This window comes from Gemmatimonadota bacterium (assembly GCA_041390125.1).
Taxonomy (GTDB): domain Bacteria; phylum Gemmatimonadota; class Gemmatimonadetes; order Longimicrobiales; family Gaopeijiaceae; genus JAGQIF01.
Map to the genome: position 1 here is coordinate 374,561 of JAWKQN010000003.1, position 20,280 is coordinate 394,840.

Genomic DNA, 20,280 nt, shown 5'->3' on the forward strand with positions numbered 1-20,280 from the left:
TTCGTCGTTCGCTCAGTGCGGCAGCACGAACGGCGCAGGCAGGGGCTGCTCCACCAACTCCAGGCGCCCGCTCGAAGACCCTGACACGGCGGCCGGCGCGGTGGCCGCGAAGCCATCGGCGGCGTTGAGGTTCACGGTGTAGCCGAGATCGCCCAGCGCCGCGATCGAGATGCGGCTGAGCGGATTGGTCTGCCCGTAGTTCACCCAGCCGGTCATCAGCTCGGTGCCCAGGATCGATTCGCGCCAGTGCGCGTCGCGCGTGCCGGCGCCGCCGGTGTTCTCGACCGGCACACCACCCGGGTAGCTGCCGCCCAGCGCCTGGTAGGCGGCGACCGCCTGCGCGGACGTGTAGACGGGATCCGCACCGCCCGCGCCGCTCACGTGGCCGCGGGAGACCCAGAACGTCCCCAGCCCCAACACGTGCCCGATCTCATGGATGAGCACGTCCGTGAGGTGCCCGTTGCCCACCAGCGTGTTCACGTCGGCTTCATCGAGGCGGATCACGCCGAGCGCGGTCAGCCCGCCGCCGCCACGCACGCCGCAGGGGCCGGCGCTTCCGAGCGTGCCGCCCACGCCGTCGATCGCCAGGATCTCGACGAAGAGCACGACGTCGTCGACCACGCCCGACAGGGCGCTGTGGCCCACCCCGCAGGCGCCGGCCGCCACGTTCACGGAGACGTCGGGCAGGTCTCCGGTGATCGCGCTCTCCCAGCGCGCCACCGCGGCGTTCAGGGCGGCCTGCACCGAAGCGCCGGGGGACCCCACCACCTGCAGGTCCAGGTCGAACCCGCCCGACGGCGGCGGTAGCGCGGCGACGGCGGTGCCGGCGAACGACACCGGCGCCAGCCCGGGGGCCGCCGCCTGGAGCGTCTGGGCCCCGGCGCTGCCGCCGAGCGTCCAGCTCCCCACCGCCGCGACGCCGGCGGCGTCGCTCACAGGGGAGGCGCCGGCCACGCTGCCCCCTCCACCCGTCACCGTGAACGTGACGGTCACACCGGCCACGGCGTTGCCGAGCGCGTCGAGGACGCGCACGGCCGGCCGCACCGGGACGGCGGTCGCGACCGTCGAGGACTGCCCATCCCCGGCGTGCACGACGAGCTGGGCGGCCGGACCGGGCTCGGCCAGGGCGTCCACATCCAGCGTGGGGATGCCGGTCACGCTGGCCCGGACGCGCTGGCTGCCGGCCGCCGGGCCGAGGGTCCACGGGCCCGCCGATGCCGTCCCGTCCGTGCCCGTGGCCGCGACGGGTGTGGAGACCGACCCACCCCCCACCGTCACGGTGAAGGTGACGGCCACACCGGGCACGGGGTTCCCGCTCGCGTCGGTGACGCGGACGGTGGGCGCCACGGCCAGGGGGGTGCCGGCGATCCCGCTCTGCGTGCCCCCCTGGATCAGCTGCAGCGCAGCGGGGGGGCCGCTCCTCGCCTCGGCCGCAAAGGACACGCCGGCCAGACCGGGCACGGACGCCGAGGCGTTCTGCGCGCCCAGCCCGGCACCCAGCGTCCAGCGCGTGGTGGCGCGGCCGCTTCCGTCGGTGCGGGGCGTGGCGGGGTCGAACGAGCCGTGTCCCGGGGCGGCCGTGAACGAGACGGCCACGTCGGGCACGGCGTTGCCGAAGGCGTCGCGCACCTCGACCGCCAGGGGGGCGGCCAGGGCGGTGCCGGACGCGCCCACCTGCCCGGATCCGCCGGCGGCGGTGGCCACGGCGGGGGCGCCGGGGCGAGCCGTGGCCGTGATGGAGCCCAGCGTGAGCGTCCCGGCGGCGACCTGCAGCCGCTGCAGACCGGCCGACGGTCCCAGCGTCCAGGTCGTGGTGGTCCGCCCTGCGGCGTCCGTGATCGCTCCGGCCGGGCCGCCGGTCCCGCCGTCCGGGCTGGAGAAGGTGACCGCCTGGCCCGCGACCGGGTTGCCGAAGGCATCCGCCAGGGCGATCACCACGGGGGAGGGCAACGACGTGCCCACGGTTCCGGTCTGGGCGTCGCCGCTCACCACCGTCCACTGGGTGGGGGGGCCGGCGGTCACGGTCAGCGCGAACGCGACGGACTCGAGTCCATGGGACGCGGCGCGGATCTGCGAGGTGCCCAGGCGGGCTCGGGTCGCCACGCCGGTGCGGGCGCGGCCCGCCGCATCGGAGCGGGCGGAGTCGGCTTCGGGCGCGGCCCCGTCGTCCAGCGCGGAGAAGCGCACGGCCACGTCGGAGACCGGATTGCCGAACGCATCCTCGACGGCGACCTCCAGGGGGAGCGGCAGCGTGCTGACCACCGGCCCCGACTGCCCGTCGCCGTCCGCGACGCGAAGCCGCGCCGGTGGACCGGGTTGCGGCCGCAGCGGGATCTCGAGCGTGGCGCCGGTCGCGTCCACGCCCAGGCGCTGCTCCTGCGCGCTCGGACCCAGCGTCCAACGCACGCGCGCCACGCCCGTGCCGTCCGTGGTTACCGCGGCCGACTCCACCCGCCCCGACTGCACGGACAGCCGCAACGCCGCACCGGGAAGGGGTGCGCCCACCCCGTCGAGCGCCCGGAGCGTGACGTCGATCGTCTCGCCCACCCGTGCGACCTCCGGGAGCGACTGCACCTCGAGCGTGCCCACCGGCTCGGGGCCGGTTCCGGTGTCGCATCCCGCCAGAACCGTGGCGATCAGAGCGAACGCGACCAGACCCGTGCAGGGACGTTGCGCCGCTCGAAGCGCAGGACGTGGGCGAGAGAAGGGCACGACAGGACTCCGGTGATGCACCTCCGAGACAGACGGAGGTTCCGGAGCGGTCGAGGGTGGCAGGAGGGGTGCCAGTGGCGGGCGCTGTCGCCGTGCCACCACAGGTCGTGCGCAACGCCCGGACGCGTTACCCTCACGGGCGCAGGAGCCGAACGCGTGCCGGTCCTCGTCGGGCGCGGCGTGCGAACCGACCGCGAACACCGGGATGGAGGGACAGGAGCCGATGCGACGCGTGGGGCGGGCAGCGGCGTGCGTGGCGGTCTGCGGATGCGCTGCGGGGAGCGGCGCGCCCGGGATGCCCGCGGGAACGGGCGCCGGTGCGCCCGCCTCCGAGGCGAGCTCGCTCGTGCTGGAGCACGTTGCGGTGGTGGATGTCGTGCGCGGCCGGACGCTGCCGGACCGCACGGTCGTGGTGCAGGGCGGGCGCATCGTGTCCGTCGACTCGACCCGCGCCGAGCGCGCGGGCGCGCTCGACCTGACGGGTCGCTGGCTCCTCCCCGGCCTGATCGACACGCACGTGCACGTGGCCACGGATCCGGCGGGCTTCGATCGCGACGCCCAGAGCGCGCTGGAGTGGGCGTTCCGGAGCGGCGTCACCTCCGTGCGCGACATGGCGGGCGACACGCGCGCGCTGGTCGAGCTGGCGCGTGCGGCGGCCGATTCCACCGTGGCCGCGCCCACGTTGGTGTACTCCGCGCTGGTCGCCGGTCCCACCTTCTTCGACGATCCCCGGCCGCAGGCATCGGCGCGCGGCGCCGTGGCGGGGCAGGTCGACTGGATGCAGGCGGTCACGCCCGACAGCGACCTGACGGAGGTGATGGCCCGCGCGCGCGCCACCGGCGCCACCGGTCTCAAGATCTACGCGGACCTGCCGGCCGCGGAGCTCGGCCCGCTGGTGGACGCGGCCCATGCGGCGGGCTTGCAGGTGTGGAGTCACGCGGTGACCTATCCCGGCCGTCCTTCCGACGTGGTGCGCGCCGGGCCGGACGTGGTCTCGCACGCCTACTACCTGGTGTGGGAGCTCGCCGAGACCGTGCCGTTCGGATACGCTGCGGGCCGCGCGGCGCTGGGCGCGCCGGACGCGGCGGGTCCACCCCCGACGGACGCGCCCGCCCTCGACGCTGTCTTCGACGCCATGGCGGCGCGCGGCATCGTGCTCGAGCCCACGCTGACCGTGGTCAACGGGGACTCCCCGTTCGCGTGGCTACGTGGCTGGGCCTCGGCGGTGACTGCGCGTGCGCACGCGCGTGGGGTGACCATCGTGGCGGGCACCGACCGGATGGTGGACCGGGACACGCGCAGGTCCAACCTGCCCGACGAGCTGCTCTACCTGGTGCGGGACGCGGGCTTCACACCGGCGGAGGCGCTGCGCGCCGCCACGGTGGACGCTGCCCGCGCGCTGGGTCGGGAAGGGCAGGTGGGGCGCATCGCGCCCGGCTTCCGGGCCGACCTGGTGGTGCTGGACGCGAATCCGCTGGAGGACGTCGCGGCCGTGCGGGCCGTGGACCGCGTCATCAAGGCGGGACACGTGCACGAGGTGCGTTGAGCGCGGCTCCCCTCAGAGCAGGCGATACGCCACGAACGCGCCCACCCACGCCAGCAGCAGCATGTAGGTCCACTGCACCAGCGGCCACTTCCAGCCGCCCGTCTCGCGCCGCATCACGGCGACGGTGGACATGCACTGCAGCGCGAACACGTAGAAGATCAGCAGGGCCACGGCACCGCCCAGCGTGAGGTCGCGTTGCAGCGCGGCCTGCAACTGCAGCGATTCCTCCGTGGCGTCCTCGACCCCGTAGAGCGTCCCCAGCGTGCCCACGATCACCTCGCGCGCGGCGAGCGAGCTCACGATCCCCACCGCCACCTTCCAGTCGAAGCCCAACGGCTCCACCAGCGGCTCCACCAGGTGTCCCACCTGGCCCAGCGCCGACTCGTCCAGCGGCGGCGGCCCGCCGAGCGGCAGCGGCGGGATGCGCGTGAGTGTCCAGAGCACGATGGACGTGCCCAGGATGATGGTCCCGGCCCGCTTGAGGAACACCTTGGAGCGGTCCATCAGCCGGACGGCGAGCGAGCGTAGCGTGGGGATGCGATACGGCGGCAGCTCGAGCGCGAACTCGGACGTCGAGCCCTTGAGGACCGTGGACTTGAGCAGCCAGGCCGTCAGGATGGCCGCGCCCAGACCGAGCGCGTAGAGCCCGAGCAGGGTGGCGGCGCGGGTGCCCAGGAGCGGCCCCAGCAGCGGCTGTTCCGGGATGAAGGCGGCGATCAGGAGCGCGTAGATGGGCAGACGCGCCGAGCAGGTCATGAACGGCGCCACGAAGATGGTGGCGAGCCGGTCGCGCTCGTTGTCGATGGTGCGCGCCGCCAGGATGGACGGGACGGCGCAGGCGTACGAGGACATCAGGGGCAGGAAGGACTTCCCCTGCAGCCCGATGCGGCGCATGAAGCGGTCGGCCATGAGGGCCGCGCGCGCCATGTAGCCCGAGTCCTCGAGCAGGCCGATGAACAGGAACAGGATCAGGATCTGGGGGAGGAACACGAGGACGGAGCCCACCCCCAGCCAGATCCCGTCGATCAACAGCTCCCGCACCCAGGTGTCGGGCAGCATCGCCGCGATCCACTCGCCGCTTCCGGCGATCACGGCCTCGACGCCGTCCATGAGCGGGGTCGCCAGGGTGAAGATGGACTGGAACACCAGCACCACCATCGCCAGGAAGGCGAGCGGGCCCAGCACGGGATGGAGGAGCAACCCGTCCAGGCGCGCCGTCCACGGCGACGTGGCCGGGGCGCGGTAGCGGGCGCCGTCGCCCACGTCGTGGGCCCAGGCCCTGCGCTCCGGCGCGGACTGGATGACCGGCAGGCGGCGCACGCGCGTCTCGGGCGCGCGCGAGCCCGGGATGCGCACGCCCTGGCCGGCGGCGACGCACTCGAGGAAGACCTGGAGCGGCTCCAGACCCTCGTTGCGCTGCGCGGACGCCAGGGTCACGGGCACTTCCAGCCGCTCCTCGAGCGCGGCGGTGTCCACGCCGCCCCGCCCCCGCTCCAGCTCGTCGGCCATGTTGAGCACGACGAGCGCGGGCACGTCCAGCAGCTCCAGCACCGAGGACGCCAGCACCAGGTGACGGGAGAGCTGGGTGGCGTCCAGGATCAGGACGATCGCGTCCGGCTTCGCGAGCCCCGGCAGGGTGCCGGTGATGGCGTCGCGGGCGATCCGCTCGTCCAGGCTGCCGGCGCTCAGGCCGTAGATGCCCGGCAGGTCCACGATGTCCACCCGGCCACCGGTGCGCAGGCGGGCTTCGCCCACGCGCCGCTCGACGGTCACGCCGGGGTAGTTGGCCACCTTCTGGCGGAGGCCGGTCAGGCGGTTGAAGAGGGTGGACTTGCCCGCGTTGGGCGGCCCCACCAGCGCGATCAGCGGACGACTTCCACGCGCGGGAGAGGGGGGGGCGAGCGTGGGGGTGGTGGGTCCGTCCTGCAGCGAAGTCATGCGCGGCGGGTCAGACGACCGGAGCCACCTCGAGGCGTTCGGCGGTCTCGCGCCGGAGAGCGAGCAGGCATCCGTCCACCCGACAGACGCAGGCGCCGCCGGGCGCGCGCCGCTCCATCAGGATCCGGCACCCCGGGATCAGCCCCAGCTCCATGAGACGGAGCGCGGCCTCGGGATCCACGTTCAGCCGCGCCAGCTCGGCGGTCTCTCCATTCCGGAGGGCCGCCAGCGAAGGCACGGTGCGGGTGGGGAGGCTACGGCTCACGGGCGGGATTCACCGACAAGGGTGCGGGGGCCAGGGTTTGAGAATCGTTTTCAACTCTGGCAATGTACGGGGACGAGGCGGACGGCCGCAAGCCCGACCGATCCGGGGGCGCCGGCGGCTACTCGTCGTCCGTCTCCAGGTAGGTATAGCCCTCCAGCCCGGCATCGTAGACGGACAGGAAGTGGCGGCCCTCCTGGACGGTCAGGCGCCGGTCCCGGATGGCCCGCTCCACGTCGCGCCGGAGCGCCTGCTTCATCAGGGGCGGGTCGTACTGGACGTAGCGCAGGACCTCCTCGACGCTGTCGCCTTCGACCACCTCCTCGATCACCGGCTGTCCGTCGGCGTCGATGCGCACGTGGACCGCGTGGGTGTCGCCGAGGAGGTTGTGCAGGTCGCCCAGGATCTCCTGGTACGCGCCGACCAGGAAGACCCCGAGGTAGTACGGCTCGGTGTCGGGCTGGCCGTTGCCGGTCCCGGGGAGGGGACGCAACTCGTGCAGCTCCAGCGTGCGCTTGTCCTCGTAGGGGTCCACGAAGCGGTCGATCTTGCCGTCGGAGTCGCAGGTCAGGTCCGCCAGCACGCCGCGGCGCGTGGGCTCCTCGTCCAACCGGTGCACGGGCACGATGGGGAAGATCTGATCGATGCCCCAGGAGTCGGGCACGGACTGGAAGATCGAGAAGTTGCAGAAGTAGATGTCGCCCAGCAGCGAGGGGAGCTCGGACAGCTCGTCCGGGAGCTCGGTGCCGCCGCGGTCGAGCAGGCTGCGCCCGATGGCCCAGAACAGCTCCTCGGTGGCGGCGCGCACGGGCAGGCTCATGTAGCCGAGCCCGAACAGCGTCATCGCCTCCTCGCGGGCGTGCGACGCGTCGTGGTAGAGCTCCACCAGGCCGGACGTGCCGACCCGCTCGTACACGTCCAGCAGGTCGAGCAGGGGCTGCGGGACGTCGTCGCCCTCGGTCTCCACCAGGGTGTGCAGGGCCTGCACGTCGATGCGCGCGTCCATCTGGCGGGCGCCGAGCACGTCGCAGACCAGCACGGACGAGTAGGCCACCAGCGCCCGTCCGGATTCCGTCACGAGGTGCGGATGTGCCACGCCGGCGTCGTCACAGACCGTCTGCACGCGGTAGACGACGTCCGTCGCGTACTCCTGCACCGTGTAGTTGATGGACGACTCGCTCGCGGACTGGGAGCCGTCGTAGTCGACGCCCATGCCGCCACCGAGGTCCAGGTACCCCATGGGCGCGCCCTGCTTGACCATCCCGCAGTACACGTGTGCGAGCTCGCTCACGGCGTTCTTGATGCTGCGGATGTCGAAGACCTGCGAGCCGATGTGACAGTGCAGGAGCTGCAGGCAGTCGAGCATGTCGTGCGTGCGCAGGAGCTCGATGCCGCGCAGGATCTCCGACACCGACAGACCGAACTTGCCGCGCACCCCGGCCGAGTGCTCCCACCGACCCACGCCCTTGGCGGACAGCTTGACGCGCATGCCGATGCGCGGGCGCACCCGGTAGCGCTGGGCGTAGCGGATGATCAGCTCCAGCTCGTGGAAGCGCTCCACGACCGGGATGATGTGGCGCCCCAGCTTCGTGGCCAGGATGGCCATCTCGATGAACTCGTGATCCTTGAAGCCGTTGCAGATGATCGGCATCTGCTCGTGCCCGGTCGTCAGCGCCAGCACGGCCAGCAGCTCCGGGATCGAGCCCGCCTCCAGGCCGAAGCCCAGCTCGGCGCCCAGGTCGCGGATCTCCTCGCAGACATGGCGCTGCTGGTTGACCTTGATCGGGTACACGCACGTGTAGCCCGCCCGGTACTCCACCTGGCGGATGGCCTCGTCGAAGGCGCTGCGCAGCTCGCGCATGCGGTGATCGAGGAGGTCCGAGATGCGGATCAGCAGGGGCGGCTCGAACCCGCGCTCCTCGAGCCCGAGCACGATCTCGTGGAGGTCGATGCTGTGGGCCGGGTCCTTCCGCGGATAGATCTCGATGGTGCCGCGCGAGGAGATCCCGAAGTAGCCCTTGCCCCATTCACGGAGCCGATACAGCTCCTCCGCGCGCTCCACGGTCCAGGGCGCGGGCGGGGCGGGGGCTTCGGGAGCGGCGTCGGTGAGGCGTGGGTTCATGGGGGCCGAAAGGTACCGGACGGGGTCCGGTGGGGGAAGCGCCGGAGACGCAGGCACGTGGCTTGTATTCCGGTCACGCGTTCCCATACCGTTGCCCGCCCCCGACCCGAGGCCCCGCCGTCGTGACGTCCCGCGTGCAGACCGCTTCCGCGCCGTCCCCGCCCCGGTGGGGTGGGGAGGGCGCCGTGTGGCTCGCGCTCGCCCTGCTGGCCCTGGTCCCGCACCTGGGCGCGCTGGCCAACGGCTTCGCGTGGGACGACGTGTTCATCGTGCTGTCCAACCCGGCGGTGCGGGATGGCGACCCGGCGGCCGCGCTCACCCGTCCCTGGTGGCCCGCCGCCTTCACGTTCGCGGGGAGCGGGCTCTGGCGTCCCTTCACCTCCGCGGCCCTGGCCGCGCAGTGGGCGCTGTGGGGCGAGCGCCCGCTGCTCTTCCACGCGGTGGGGCTGGCGCTGCACGTGGCCGTGGTCCTGCTGCTCTTCGCGGTGCTGCGGCGGCACGTGGGCCGTGCCGCGGCCTGGGCGGGCGCGGCCGTCTTCGCGGTGCACCCCGTGCACGTGGAGGCGGTGGCCAACGGGGTGGGACAGGCCGAGCTGTGGGCCGCGCTCTTCGTGCTGATCGCCGTCCTCGCGCACGGGCGCTGGCTGGAGGAGACGCGCGTGGGCGCGCGGGTGGGCCTGCTGCTGCTCGTGGCGGCGGCGTACCTGGGCGGCGTGGCGTCCAAGGAGATCGCCGTCACGCTCCCGGCCCTCCTGCTGCTCCTGCCCGACGCCCGCGGCCGCCGTCCCGAGCGCGCGCTGCCGCTGCTCGGTCTGCTGGGCGCGGTGCTGGTGTTCCTGCTCGCGCAGCGCCTCGCGGTGGTGGGGAGCGTGCGGGGGGAGGTGCTCGCGCCGGAGCTGATCGGGCTGTCCACCGGGGCCCGCGTCCTGTCGGGCCTGTCCGCCTGGACGGACCACGCGCGTCTGCTGCTCTTCCCGCTCCACCTCTCCGCCGACTACGGACCCGCCGTGCGCTTTCCCGCCACCGGGGTGGACGGGGGCGTGCTGCTGGGAGCCGCCGTGCTGGCCGCCGCGCTCGCGGCTGCCTGGGCGGCCCGGGCGCGCCCGCTGCTCGCGGCTGGTCTGCTGTGGACGGTCGTGGCGCTGCTGCCCGTCTCCAACCTGATCATCCCGGCGGGCGTCCTGGTGGCCGAGCGCACGCTCTACCTGCCGTCCGTGGGCCTCGCGCTCGGGGTGGCGGGGGCGTGGGCCGCGCTCGCGGCCCGGTGGCCCGGACGGACCCTGCCGCTGGCCCTCGCGCTCGTGCTGACGGCGGGCGCGGCGCGCTCGGCCCTGCGCGTCCCGGTGTGGGCGAGCAGCGACGCCGTGCTGGCCAGCCTGGAGCGCGACCATCCGGGATCGCACCTCGTGCTCCGCCGGCAGGCGGCCCGTTTGCTGGCGGAGGGTCGCCTGGCGGAGGCGCAGGGCGTCTTCGACCGCGCCCTGGCGCTCGTGCCCCGGCACTTCTCGCTCCTGACCGAAGCCGCCCAGGTGGCGTCGGTGGCCGGGGACGCCACGCGGGCCGAGACGCTGGCTGCCCGGGGCGTGGACGTCTATCCCACGAGCCCGCACGGCTACCTGGTGCTGGCGCGCGTGCGGCGGCGAGCCGGGGACGAGGCGGGCGCGCGCGCGGCGCTGCTGGAGGGGATCCGCCGCGCCGACCCGCTCACGCCCCTCTGGACGGAGCTCGAGGCAGGGCGCACGATGACGGACGTGTCCGCTGTCGCCCATCCGCCGGAGGAGCTTCGATGAGTCGTCCCGCCGCCCGTGTCGCTACGCTGATCGCGCTGGTGCTCGCCGGATGGGCTCCCGCTCCCGTCTGGGCGCAGGAGGGCGCGCGCTACGTCCGCTTCGCCCTCCAGGGCGACACCGCGTACGGACGGGTGGACGGCAGCACCGTGCACGTGCTGTCGGGCGACTTCCTGCGCGGGGGCACCCCTACCGGGAGCACCCACGCCCTGCAGGACGTGACGCTGCTCGCACCGGTGGTGCCGGGGAAGGTCATCGCGGTCGGGCTCAACTACATGAGCCACCTGGGCGACCGGGGCTCGGCCACCTATCCCGGTCTGTTCGCCAAGTATCCGAGCTCCATCAGCGGGCCCGAAGCGGACATCGTGTATCCCGCCGATGCCACCGACCTGCACTACGAGGGCGAGCTGGTGCTCGTGATCGGGAAGGGCGGGAAGGACATCGCGCCCGAGGATGCCTGGGAGCACATCTTCGGCGCCACGGCCGGGAACGACGTGAGCGAGCGTGCCTGGCAGCGCGACGACCTGCAGTGGTTGCGTGCGAAGGCCTCCGACGGATTCGGGCCCATCGGTCCGGTGGTGGCCACGGGCCTGGACTATGGCGACCTGCTCGTGGAGACCCGCGTCAACGGCGAGGTGCGCCAGCACCAGCGCACCACCGATCTGATCTTCGACATCCCCACCATCGTCAGCTACGTCAGCCGCTACGTGACGCTGGAGACCGGCGATCTGATCTTCACCGGCACGCCCGGCACCACGCGGGCCGTGCGGCCGGGGGACGTGGTGGAGGTGGAGGTCGAAGGCGTGGGCACGATCCGCAACCGCGTGGTGGCGGATACGCGGGCCCCGCGCCCGTAGGGGCGCTGCGCGACCCACGCGGGGCGCGCGGCCGGTTCAGAACGCCCAGCCGACCTGCAGCCCCACATGCCACCAGTTCGTGTGCTGTGAGAGCGCCCGCTCCGCGGTCCAGGTCTTCGCGAGCTCGGACCGGATCAGCGTCGATCCGATGCGGGCGGCCAGACCGAAGCTCGTGCCCGGGCCCGTGCGGGTGCGCGTGGTCAGGTCCCCGTCCAGCCACCGCATGCGCTCGTGGTCCTGCACCACGGCCAGCGTCACGAACGGGTTGAGGCCCAGCGTGTGGGTGGAGCGGAACTCGTGGCCGAGCGAGAGGCCGACGCGGCGGCGTACGCGGTCGAAGTCACCGTCGACGTCGTAGGTCGTGCCGACGACGCCGTTGGCGTCGGGGCCCGTCCGGGACGAGAGGCTCGACTCGTACGACGTGCGCGCTTCCCCGGCGAGACCGCACACCTGCACGGGCCCGTCGGTGAGCTCCCAGCCGACGCGGAGGTCCGTGGTCCGCATGTTCTCCTTCTGCGCGAACATGTCGAGCGAGGAGCGGCTGACCCCCACGTTCAGCCGACCGGCCCGGACCGCGAGGCTCGCGGCTCCTCCGGTGGCGCCGTCGGTGCCTTCGAACCCGAGCGAGATCGCGGCGACGCGGGTAGGCTGCCCCATGCACACCTGGGCCGCCGAGACCGAGGGTGTAGCGAACGTCACGGCTGCCCCGGCCGCGAGTACCACGATCGTCGACGTCCTCATCGGTGTCTCCTCCGGTCGGGATTGCTGCCTGCGTGCGCTGTCCGTCGCGTGCGTCGCTCCGGCCCTGCTTCCTTCCTACAGCCGGGGATGCGGAGGGGCAAGCGCCATACCGGCGCGAGGGTCAGGCGTCGCCTGGCGGAGGCGACGGCACTGTGCTCGCTCGGGGACGCACCCCGTCTCCGCGAAGGGACAGTGCCACCGCAGCGCGCGCGGCTCCGTCAGTTCGTCGCCACGTACCATACGAACCCACCCGCCAGCGCGCCCAGCAGCCCCAGGCGCACCCAGAAGCGACCGCCCGACGTGCTGTCCACCCGTGTCCATAGGGCCACCACGGTGCACACCCCCGGCCGCATCAGGTCGGGCGGGATCTCGGACTCGCGGCGGTAGATCTCCACGGCCTCCAGATCCTCCGGCCACACGTCGTCGACGGGCGTGGAGCGCAGCGGCAAGCCGTTCAGGTAGACGGCCGCCGGACACAGCCGGCTGCCGAGCTGCATCCCCTCCGCACCGTAGCGATACCGCAACCCGGGGATGCGTTGGAACGCGTGCGACAGGAAGGCGATCTCAGACAGGTCCTCGCGTGTGAGGAAGCGCCCCTCGCCCGTACGTTGCCCGGACGCGTAGCGCCGATCGAAGTCGCGCAGGCCGCGCCGCCCGCGGTCGCTGCGCCGCGCGCTGACCACCACCGGAGGCAGCTCCAGCGCGTCCACCGCCAGGCGCACGTCCAGGGTGAGCGTTTCGCGCTCCGACACCGCCAGCGGTGCGCTGGTCACCGGCTCGTAGGCCAGAGCGGCGAAGCGAATCCGCACCGTATCCGCATGCGGGAGCGGCAGCGCGAAGGAGCCGGTGCTGTCGGTGGTGACCGACAGCCCGGCCCGGTCGTTCTCCGCCAGCAGCGAGACGGTCACGTCGCGCACCGGCGTCCCGGTCGTACCGTCCACGACCCGGCCGGTCACGGTCTGCGCGGAGCCCGGGAGCGTCGCGCCGAGCAGCAGCAGGACGCCCCCGACGCACGGGCGAGGCGTGCGAACCGCACCGACCCGGACCATGCCCGCCAGCGCGGGCTTCACCCCGCCACCAGGAGCAGGAAGCTGCCGATCAGGCCGCCCAGGATGCCCATGCGCACCCAGAATCCCCGCCCGTCGCTGGTCTCGCCCACCTTCGTCCAGAGCGCCGCGACCGTGCAGAGGGGACGACCGCCGGCGAAGGACAGCTCGGGCGGGATCTCCGCCTCGCTGCGGTAGATCTCCACGCCTTCCAGGTCGCTGGGGAAGACCAGCTCGTCGAGGTCCGGGTTGCCCACGTACATGCCGTTCAGGAACACCCCTCCGGGGCAGAGTCGGTTGTCGCCCAGCCGCAGCGTGCCGTCGGGCGCCCGGTGCCGGCGCAGGCCTCCGATGGTCACGAGCCGGGTCGAGAGCCGGAAGGCCGTCTCCAGCTCCTCGCCTTCCAGGATGCGACCGAATCCGGTCTGGCGCACGCGGGCGCGTCGACGGGCGAAGTCGCGGTGGGCCCGGGAGACGTCGCGTCCGCGCGCGGTGATCACCAGCGGCTCGAGCGCCAGCGCCGCTACGGCCAGCGTGATCTCGACCTCGAGCCGCTCGTCCGGCCCCACCGTGACGGACGTGGGCGCGGTCGTGCGGTAGCCCAGCGCGGAGGCCTGCAGACGGACGGTACCGCCGCGCGTGAGCGGCAGGGAGAAGAATCCGGACGAATCGGTCTCGACGGCGAGCAGGGGCTGTCCCTCCTCCGACAGCACCGTGACGGCGGCGGCCGCGATCGGTGCGGCGCGGGTCTGGTCCACCACTCGGCCCTCCACCCGCTGCGCCGAGGCGGAGCCGGGTGCGGCGAGTGCGAGTGCGAGCACGGCCACGACGAACGGGACTCGACGCCCGCGGCCGTGCCTCGCCATCTTCGGGGTCCGGCTCCGCGTCCGGAGCCCGGGGTCCGCCCGCGAGGAGGCTCGGCTGTGAGGAGAAGGGGCACACGCATCGCCCGCGCGCTGTGGCTGGCGAGCGTGCTCGGTGCCTGCGACGACACGGTGCCCCCGGGGGCCCGCGTGGACCGGCCCTCCCTGTCGGGCGAGGCGGCCTTCGAGCGCGTGCGCACCCAGCTCGACTTCGGACCGCGCGTGCCGGGCCAGCCCGGTCACGCGGCCCAGCTGGCCTGGATGCAGGCGGAGCTCGCACCCCTGGCCGACACGGTGGTCCTGCAGCCCTTCGATGCCGTGACGACGTCGGGGGACACGCTGCGCCTGACCAACGTCATCGCGCGCTTCCAGCCCGAGGCCACGCGCCGGCTCCTGCTGCTCACGCACTGGGATACGCGTCCGCGCTCCGATCAGGCCAGCGACCCTGCGCAGCGCGACATCCCCGTCCCCGGGGCCAACGACGGCGCGTCCGGTACGGCGATCCTCCTCGAGCTGGCGGGCCTGTTGGCCACCCAGGCGCCGCCCGTCGGTGTGGACCTGCTCTTCGTCGACGGGGAGGACTACGGCCCCACGACCGCCGACATGTTCTTCGGCTCGCGCCACTACGCGGCCACGCTGCCCGACGACGCACATCCGGTCTACGCGGTGCTGCTCGACATGGTGGGCGATGTGGACCCATCCTTCCCGATCGAAGGCTACTCTGCGGACGCCGCGCGCGACCTCGCGCTCCGCGTGTGGGGCGTGGCGCGCGACCTGGGCTACGAGCCCTGGTTCCCCACGCGCGTCGGGATCCGGATCACCGACGATCACCTGCCCCTGTTGGAGAAGGGGATACGGGCCATCGACGTGATCGATTTCGACTACGGCCCGCGCAACAGCTGGTGGCATACCCCGCAGGACGACCTCTCCCACGTCAGCGCCGCCACCCTCGGCATGGTGGGCGAGGTCGTGGCCGAGTGGGTCTACCGCGGCGGCTGAGACGTCGCACCCGCGTCCCCGTTCCCTGGAGTGCCGTTCGTGTCCCCATCGTCCGTTCGCGTTGCCGTGGTCCAGCCCGAGGCGGTCTACTTCGATCCCGAGCGCAACCTCGCCGAGGCCTGCGCCTGGATCCGGCGCGCCGGCGCCGAGCGCCCCGATCTGATCCTGCTCCCCGAGGCGTACGTGGGGGGCTATCCCTGGGGGCTCCGGTTCGGGACCGCGATCGGCGGGCGCACCGAGGAAGGGCGCACCTGGTTCGCGCGCTACCACGCGGGGGCCATCGACGTGCCGGGTCCGGCCACCGCCGCGCTGGGTGAGGCGGCGCGCGAGGTCGGCGCCACCGTGGCCATCGGCGTCATCGAGCGCGACAGCACCTTCGGTGGCGGGACGCTGTACTGCACGCTCCTCTACTTCGGGCCCGACGGCACGCTGCTCGGCAAGCACCGCAAGCTGAAGCCGACGGCGGGGGAGCGCACGGTCTGGGGCGAAGGGGATGGCAGCACCCTGCCGGTGGTGGACCTGCCCGCCGGAGGACGCGTGGGCGGCCTCATCTGCTGGGAGAACTACATGCCGCTGGCGCGCACGGCCATGTACGCCAAGGGCGTGCAGATCTGGGTCGCCCCCACCGCGGATGCGCGCGACCGCTGGCAGGCGACGATGCGCCACATCGCGGTCGAAGGCCGCTGCTTCGTGCTCGGGTGCAACCAGTTCGTGACGCGGTCCCAGTACCCGGACGATCCGTTCCTGGCCGCCGAGCTGGGGGACCGCCCCGACGTGCTGAGCCCGGGCGGCTCGGTGATCGTCTCGCCGCACGGGGACGTGCTGGCGGGCCCCCTGCTGGGGGAGGCCGGCGTGCTGACGGCCACGCTGGACCTGGGCGAGATCGCACGGGCCCGCTTCGACTTCGACGTGGTGGGCCACTACGCCCGCCCCGACGTCTTCCGTCTCGTGGTGGACGAGACGCCGCACCCGCCGGTGGCCTTTTCGCCCGACCGCGCCTAGATTCGAACCACTGGAGCGCGCGCGCCGCCCGGATCCTCCCTGGGTCCGGGCGGGCCGTTTTTTCGGGGGTGGACCGGCCCACGGAGCCGGCCCCGGAGGAGGATGGGATGACGGAAGCGACACTCGAGCGCACCGCCCGCTTTCTCGAAGAGGTCGAGCGGTACAGCGCCCACAACTACGCCCCGCTGCCGGTCGTGCTGGAGCACGGCGAGGGGGTGTGGGTGCACGACGTCGAGGGGCGGCGCTACCTCGACATGCTCAGCGCCTACTCGGCCGTCAACCAGGGCCATCGCCACCCGCGCATCGTGGCCGCGGCCGTCGAGCAGCTGGGTCGCCTCACGCTCACGTCGCGGGCCTTCCACAACGACCAGATGGGGCCCTTCCTGCGCGAGCTGTGCGAGCACACCGGCTACGCCCGGGCGCTCCCGATGAACACGGGCGCCGAGGCCGTGGAGACGGCCATCAAGATGGTCCGCAAGTGGGGCTACACCGTGCGCGGCGTGCCCGACGGCCAGGCGGAGATCCTCGTGTGTGCGGGCAACTTCGCGGGGCGGACCACCACGGTGATCTCGTTCTCCTCCGAGGAGGCCTACCGCACCGGGTTCGGGCCGTTCACACCGGGCTTCCGCATCGTGCCCTACGGCGACCTGGACGCGCTCGCCGCCGCCATCGGTCCCCACACGGTGGGCTTCCTCGTGGAGCCCATCCAGGGCGAAGGCGGTGTCGTGGTCCCGCCCGACGGCTACCTCCGGGGCGCGGCCGACCTGTGCCGCACGCACGGCGTGGCCTTCATGGCCGACGAGATCCAGACCGGTCTGGGGCGCTGCGGACGCATGTTCTGCAGTGCGTGGGAGGACGTGCGGCCCGACGTGGTGATGATCGGCAAGGCGCTCTCGGGGGGCGTGTATCCTGTCTCGGCCGTCCTCGCCGACGACGCGCTCATGGACGTGTTCCGCCCGGGTGACCACGGCTCCACGTTCGGCGGCAACCCGTTGGGCGCGGCCATCGCCCGTGCTGCGCTCGCGGTGCTCGTGGACGAGCGGCTGCCCGAGCGCGCCGCGGAGCTCGGCGCCTGGTTCATGGAGCGGCTGCGGGACATCGGGGCACCGTGCGTGAAGGACGTGCGGGGACGCGGCCTCATGATCGGCGTCGAGGTGGACGGCCGTGCCCGGCCGTACTGCGAGGCCCTGATGGAGCGCGGCATCCTGGCCAAGGAGACGCATACGACCGTGATCCGCTTCGCGCCGCCGCTCGTGATCGAGCGCGAGACGCTGGAGTGGGCCGCGGACGAGATCGAGGCCGTGCTGACGGCCTGACCGCCTAGCGCGTGGGTGCCGCCGCTCCGGAAGCCGGTTCGTCGTCGGGTGTGGGCGCGCCGTCGCCCTCGCGGGGCAGCACGCGACGGAAGCGCAGCGTCCCGCCGGCGTCGTAGAGTTCCACGGCCATCTGGTCGGCAAAGAAGCGCAGCACGCACCATCCGCCCCCACTGAACGCCAGGAAGCTGCCGGGTGCGGCGAGCACACGGGTCGCGTTGTCGTCCCCTGCGCCACCCCCGCACACGGCGTTCGACAGCCCGCCCCCCACCTCGGCGAACTCGGTGATGTGGTCGTGCCCCGCCACGTAGAGGTGTGCGTTCCCCTGCAGGTAGGGAAGCGCATACTCCACCATCTCGTCGGACGGGCCGTGCAGGCCGCTGGAGGCGAGGGGATGGTGCCCGAACGCCACCGTCCAGTCGGCGGGCCGACCGAGCTCGCCGCCGAGCCACGCGAGCTGGGCCCGCGCCTCCGGCTCCTCGTCGTCGATGGGCTCCGTGTCCAGCGCCACGAAGTGCAGCACGCCCACGCCCGGCACGGAGCGGGTGAACGCGTAGTACGGCGCCGGCAGGTCCCAGCGGGGGTCGAGGGCCGAGTACTCCACCTGCGCGTCCACCGAGCCACGATGGTCGTGGTTCCCGAGCGACGGACGGATGCCCACGGTGTCCCAGAAGCCCTCGGTGTACACCTCCTCGAAGACGCGCGCCCACTTCGGGTCGTCCACCGACTCCACGCCGTCGGGATAGAAGTTGTCGCCCACGGTGAGGACCAGGTCCGGCGGATCGTCGGCATGCACGTCCGCCATGCGGCGCGCCAACTCCCGCTGCCCCTCGTCTCCGGTGCCCCAGTCCCCGAGGACCAGGACGCGGAAGGACGGTCCCTGGGGCAGGCGGTCGAGCATCGTGGGAAAGCCCGCATCCCGTTCGGGCCGCAGCCCGCCGCAGGCGGCGAGGCCGGCAGCGCCGATCAGCAGGAGGGGGCGCGCAGCGCGTCGGGCGCTTGACCGTCGCCGGAGCGCGCTCCACCGTCCCTGCCCATGCCCCTTCGTATCCGCGCCCTGCTCGGGGGCGCGCTCCTGGCCGTCGGCCTGCTCACCTGGACGCCGGTGCCTGCCGGCGTCTGGAACGACGACGGTGTCTACCTGGTGATCGCGCAGTCGCTGGCCGCGGGCGAGGGGCTGCGCTACGGCGGGGTGCCGGGAGGTCCCGCCGCCTCCAAGTTCCCCCCGGTGTGGCCGGCCCTGGTCGCCCTGGTCGGAGGCGCCACGCCCGACCACGGCGGACGCCTGGTGTTCGTGAACCTCGCCCTCCTGGCGCTGGCCGGTACGCTGCTCGCGGCCTGGCTCTCGGATCACCTCGGCATCCCTCCCGTGCGGGCGGCCCTGCTGGCGTTGCTGGCGTCCCTGCCGGGACCCCTGTGGACGGTCGCCGCCATCCCGCTGTCGGAGCCGCTGTTCCTCGTGGCGGTGCTGCTGGCGCTCGGGGCGGCGGCCCGGGTGGAGCGAGGCGACGGCCTGCGCGCCGAGGCGACCCTGCTGGCCGCGTTGGGCCTGGCCTTCTACACGAGGACGGTGGGCGCGGTCCTGCCCTTGGCGGTCGTGCTGGCCCTCCTCCTCCGTCGCCGCCCCGCGCCCGCGCTGCGCGTGGGTCTGGGCTCGGTGCTCCTCGCGCTTCCCTGGATCCTGTGGAGCGGGGCGGCCACGCGCGCGCTCGATCCCGGCCTGCGCGACACCCTGGGCTCGTACGGGAGCTGGTGGATCGGTCAGATCCGCACCGAGCCTGCCGCCTACCGCGCCTGGCTGGGACAGAACCTGGAGGCCGTGGTGCGGGACGCCACCGCGCTCCTGCTGCCCGGTGTGGAGGGAGCGGCGGGGCTGCTGCTCGCGGTCCCCGTGTGGGGGGCGGTGGTCGTCGGGCTGATCCGGATCGGCCGGGCCTCGCGCACCGTGCCGCTGGCGCTCCTGGGGTCGCTCACGCTGGTGTGGCTCTGGCCCTTCCAGTCGGCCCGGCTGCTCACCCCGTGGGCGCCGCTCCTGATGGCCGCTCTCCTGCTGGGCGCCGGTCGGATGCTCCGCGCAGGCCGGGCGGCCCCGGCCGCCCTGGGCGGTGCCATGGCGGGGGTGGTCGTGCTGGCGGCGCTCCTGCACGCCTGGGCGCTCGGGACCGGCCGGCCGTGGCGGGGCCTGGAGCAGCGGGCGGAGGCGCTGGCGCGTGCCGTGGCCTCCGTGGAGGCCCATGTGCCGCCCGACGGGGTGGTGGGCGCGCCCGAGATGTGGGCGGCGCTGCGGGTGCACACCGGCCGGCGGGCGGCGCCCAGCGCCCGCTTCCTGCCGCTCCAGACCCGAGCCCCGTCGTGGGGATCTCCCGCCCAGCAGGTCGCGCTGTGGCGCGCCACCGGCATCGACCACGTGCTCCTGGAGCACGCGGGCGGCGTGCACGCCGAGACGCTGACGCGGCTGGAGGAGCGGTGCCCGGGCGCAGTGCACATCCTGGACACGCAGCCCGGGATGCTGCTCGTCCGGGTGGGGTTGGACGAAGCCTGTCTGCGACGCTGGGATTCGGCCGCGCCCCCGTCCTGACGGGCTAGGGGAGTAGAGGTGCTGCCGCGGCGGAGCCGCGCAGCCAGGCACGACCTGGATCGCGGGGAGCCGGCGCGGCGGAGCGCCTGTGCCTCACCACTCGATCGATCCCTGCTGGGTGGTGTCGATCCCTTCGCCGCGGCCCCCGCCCAGCAGCACCTCCTCCACCTGCTTGTAGAGGAAGTCACGCGACTTCCGGTCCCGGGGATCGAGCCCGTAGTGGTTGATCAGGAGCGTCTGGTGCTGCAGCCATTCCTGCCAGCAGTCCTGGCAGATCGACGCGAGGATACGCTCCCCCAGCTCGGTCCGGAACGGCGGGCGCGCGAGCTTGGGCGCATCCTCGCGGGAGCAGCGCTGGCACTGGATGGTCTCCACGGGTCCTCCTCGGACGGGCGTCGGGTCGGCCCGGGTACCCGAGGCTGCGGGCAGGGGTCCGGCCCGGCGCGGTGCGTCGGCTTGGTCGTCGGGCGTGGACCCCGTACATTGCCGCCGCTTCGCCCGCCGGGGAGCGACG

Annotated in this window: 16 protein-coding genes; 7 read left to right on the forward strand and 9 right to left on the reverse strand. The window is 73.5% G+C overall.

Features of this window, described 5'->3' with window-relative positions; all coding sequences use genetic code 11:
* Positions 1 to 12: 12 nt before the first annotated feature.
* The gene (locus R3E98_03125) at positions 13 to 2,712 is read right to left on the reverse strand and encodes a leishmanolysin-related zinc metalloendopeptidase (protein MEZ4422378.1); all 2,700 of its coding nucleotides are present in this window, start codon (positions 2,710 to 2,712) and stop codon (positions 13 to 15) included.
* 295 nt (positions 2,713 to 3,007) lie between these two features.
* On the opposite strand from R3E98_03125, the gene R3E98_03130 reads away from it, so the two are divergent.
* Positions 3,008 to 4,258: an amidohydrolase family protein gene (locus R3E98_03130; GenBank protein MEZ4422379.1), complete on the forward strand. Its 1,251-nt coding sequence runs from the start codon at positions 3,008 to 3,010 to the stop codon at positions 4,256 to 4,258.
* 12 nt (positions 4,259 to 4,270) lie between these two features.
* Here R3E98_03130 and R3E98_03135 read toward each other — a convergent pair whose 3' ends face one another.
* The 3 genes from R3E98_03135 to speA all read right to left on the reverse strand — a co-directional run bounded on the left by R3E98_03135 (position 4,271) and on the right by speA (position 8,580).
* Positions 4,271 to 6,196 carry a ferrous iron transporter B gene (locus R3E98_03135; GenBank protein ID MEZ4422380.1) on the reverse strand — a complete coding sequence of 642 codons (1,926 nt, stop codon included), beginning with the start codon at positions 6,194 to 6,196 and terminating at the stop codon, positions 4,271 to 4,273.
* A gap of 10 nt (positions 6,197 to 6,206) precedes the next feature.
* Positions 6,207 to 6,461 (reverse strand): FeoA family protein, encoded by a 255-nt coding sequence (locus R3E98_03140; GenBank protein MEZ4422381.1) that lies wholly within the window; start codon positions 6,459 to 6,461, stop codon positions 6,207 to 6,209.
* 118 nt (positions 6,462 to 6,579) lie between these two features.
* Positions 6,580 to 8,580, reverse strand: a complete 2,001-nt coding sequence (gene speA / locus R3E98_03145) for a biosynthetic arginine decarboxylase (protein MEZ4422382.1) — start codon at positions 8,578 to 8,580, stop codon at positions 6,580 to 6,582.
* Between the two features lie 185 nt (positions 8,581 to 8,765).
* On the opposite strand from speA, the gene R3E98_03150 reads away from it, so the two are divergent.
* Together R3E98_03150 and R3E98_03155 are read left to right on the forward strand one after the other, a co-directional pair.
* The gene (locus tag R3E98_03150; GenBank protein MEZ4422383.1) at positions 8,766 to 10,370 is read left to right on the forward strand and encodes a hypothetical protein; all 1,605 of its coding nucleotides are present in this window, start codon (positions 8,766 to 8,768) and stop codon (positions 10,368 to 10,370) included.
* Entirely contained in the window at positions 10,367 to 11,224 is an 858-nt protein-coding gene (locus tag R3E98_03155) for a fumarylacetoacetate hydrolase family protein (GenBank protein ID MEZ4422384.1), read from the forward strand. Before R3E98_03150 ends, R3E98_03155 begins: the two co-directional genes overlap by 4 nt.
* A 36-nt stretch (positions 11,225 to 11,260) precedes the next feature.
* On the opposite strand, the gene R3E98_03160 is transcribed toward R3E98_03155, so the two are convergent.
* From R3E98_03160 to R3E98_03170, 3 genes are all read right to left on the reverse strand, one after another.
* A complete protein-coding gene (locus tag R3E98_03160; protein ID MEZ4422385.1) occupies positions 11,261 to 11,965 on the reverse strand; it encodes a hypothetical protein in 705 nt (234 codons plus the stop codon).
* Between the two features lie 218 nt (positions 11,966 to 12,183).
* Positions 12,184 to 13,035 (reverse strand): carboxypeptidase-like regulatory domain-containing protein, encoded by an 852-nt coding sequence (locus R3E98_03165; protein ID MEZ4422386.1) that lies wholly within the window; start codon positions 13,033 to 13,035, stop codon positions 12,184 to 12,186.
* Positions 13,032 to 13,877 (reverse strand): carboxypeptidase-like regulatory domain-containing protein, encoded by an 846-nt coding sequence (locus R3E98_03170; protein ID MEZ4422387.1) that lies wholly within the window; start codon positions 13,875 to 13,877, stop codon positions 13,032 to 13,034. The genes R3E98_03165 and R3E98_03170 overlap by 4 nt, the downstream gene beginning before the upstream one ends.
* Before the next feature lie 57 nt (positions 13,878 to 13,934).
* On the opposite strand from R3E98_03170, the gene R3E98_03175 reads away from it, so the two are divergent.
* The 3 genes from R3E98_03175 (at position 13,935) to rocD (ending at position 17,191) form a co-directional block, all read left to right on the forward strand.
* Positions 13,935 to 14,873 (forward strand): M28 family peptidase, encoded by a 939-nt coding sequence (locus R3E98_03175; protein ID MEZ4422388.1) that lies wholly within the window; start codon positions 13,935 to 13,937, stop codon positions 14,871 to 14,873.
* Between the two features lie 39 nt (positions 14,874 to 14,912).
* Positions 14,913 to 15,875 carry a carbon-nitrogen hydrolase family protein gene (locus tag R3E98_03180; GenBank protein ID MEZ4422389.1) on the forward strand — a complete coding sequence of 321 codons (963 nt, stop codon included), beginning with the start codon at positions 14,913 to 14,915 and terminating at the stop codon, positions 15,873 to 15,875.
* A 107-nt stretch (positions 15,876 to 15,982) separates the two neighbouring features.
* The gene (gene rocD / locus R3E98_03185) at positions 15,983 to 17,191 is read left to right on the forward strand and encodes an ornithine--oxo-acid transaminase (GenBank protein MEZ4422390.1); all 1,209 of its coding nucleotides are present in this window, start codon (positions 15,983 to 15,985) and stop codon (positions 17,189 to 17,191) included.
* 4 nt (positions 17,192 to 17,195) lie between these two features.
* On the opposite strand, the gene R3E98_03190 is transcribed toward rocD, so the two are convergent.
* Entirely contained in the window at positions 17,196 to 18,089 is an 894-nt protein-coding gene (locus R3E98_03190) for a metallophosphoesterase (GenBank protein MEZ4422391.1), read from the reverse strand.
* A gap of 135 nt (positions 18,090 to 18,224) precedes the next feature.
* Between R3E98_03190 and R3E98_03195 the strand changes: the two genes are divergently transcribed.
* Positions 18,225 to 19,766, forward strand: coding sequence for a hypothetical protein (locus R3E98_03195; GenBank protein MEZ4422392.1), 1,542 nt, complete (start codon positions 18,225 to 18,227; stop codon positions 19,764 to 19,766).
* Positions 19,767 to 19,859: 93 nt separating this feature from the next.
* On the opposite strand, the gene R3E98_03200 is transcribed toward R3E98_03195, so the two are convergent.
* A complete protein-coding gene (locus R3E98_03200) occupies positions 19,860 to 20,141 on the reverse strand; it encodes an oxidative damage protection protein (GenBank protein MEZ4422393.1) in 282 nt (93 codons plus the stop codon).
* Between the last annotated feature and the right edge of the window lie 139 nt (positions 20,142 to 20,280).

Excerpts from the sequence above, each read along its gene's own strand:
- R3E98_03130 (MEZ4422379.1), top strand. The coding sequence starts at position 3,008 with ATGCCCGCGGGAACGGGCGCCGGTGCGCCCGCCTCCGAGGCGAGCTCG.
- R3E98_03135 (MEZ4422380.1), bottom strand. The coding sequence starts at position 6,196 with ATGACTTCGCTGCAGGACGGACCCACCACCCCCACGCTCGCCCCCCCC.
- speA (MEZ4422382.1), bottom strand. The coding sequence starts at position 8,580 with ATGAACCCACGCCTCACCGACGCCGCTCCCGAAGCCCCCGCCCCGCCC.
- R3E98_03155 (MEZ4422384.1), top strand. The coding sequence starts at position 10,367 with ATGAGTCGTCCCGCCGCCCGTGTCGCTACGCTGATCGCGCTGGTGCTC.
- R3E98_03160 (MEZ4422385.1), bottom strand. The coding sequence starts at position 11,965 with ATGAGGACGTCGACGATCGTGGTACTCGCGGCCGGGGCAGCCGTGACG.
- R3E98_03170 (MEZ4422387.1), bottom strand. The coding sequence starts at position 13,877 with ATGGCGAGGCACGGCCGCGGGCGTCGAGTCCCGTTCGTCGTGGCCGTG.
- rocD (MEZ4422390.1), top strand. The coding sequence starts at position 15,983 with ATGACGGAAGCGACACTCGAGCGCACCGCCCGCTTTCTCGAAGAGGTC.
- R3E98_03190 (MEZ4422391.1), bottom strand. The coding sequence starts at position 18,089 with ATGCTCGACCGCCTGCCCCAGGGACCGTCCTTCCGCGTCCTGGTCCTC.
- R3E98_03195 (MEZ4422392.1), top strand. The coding sequence starts at position 18,225 with ATGCCCCTTCGTATCCGCGCCCTGCTCGGGGGCGCGCTCCTGGCCGTC.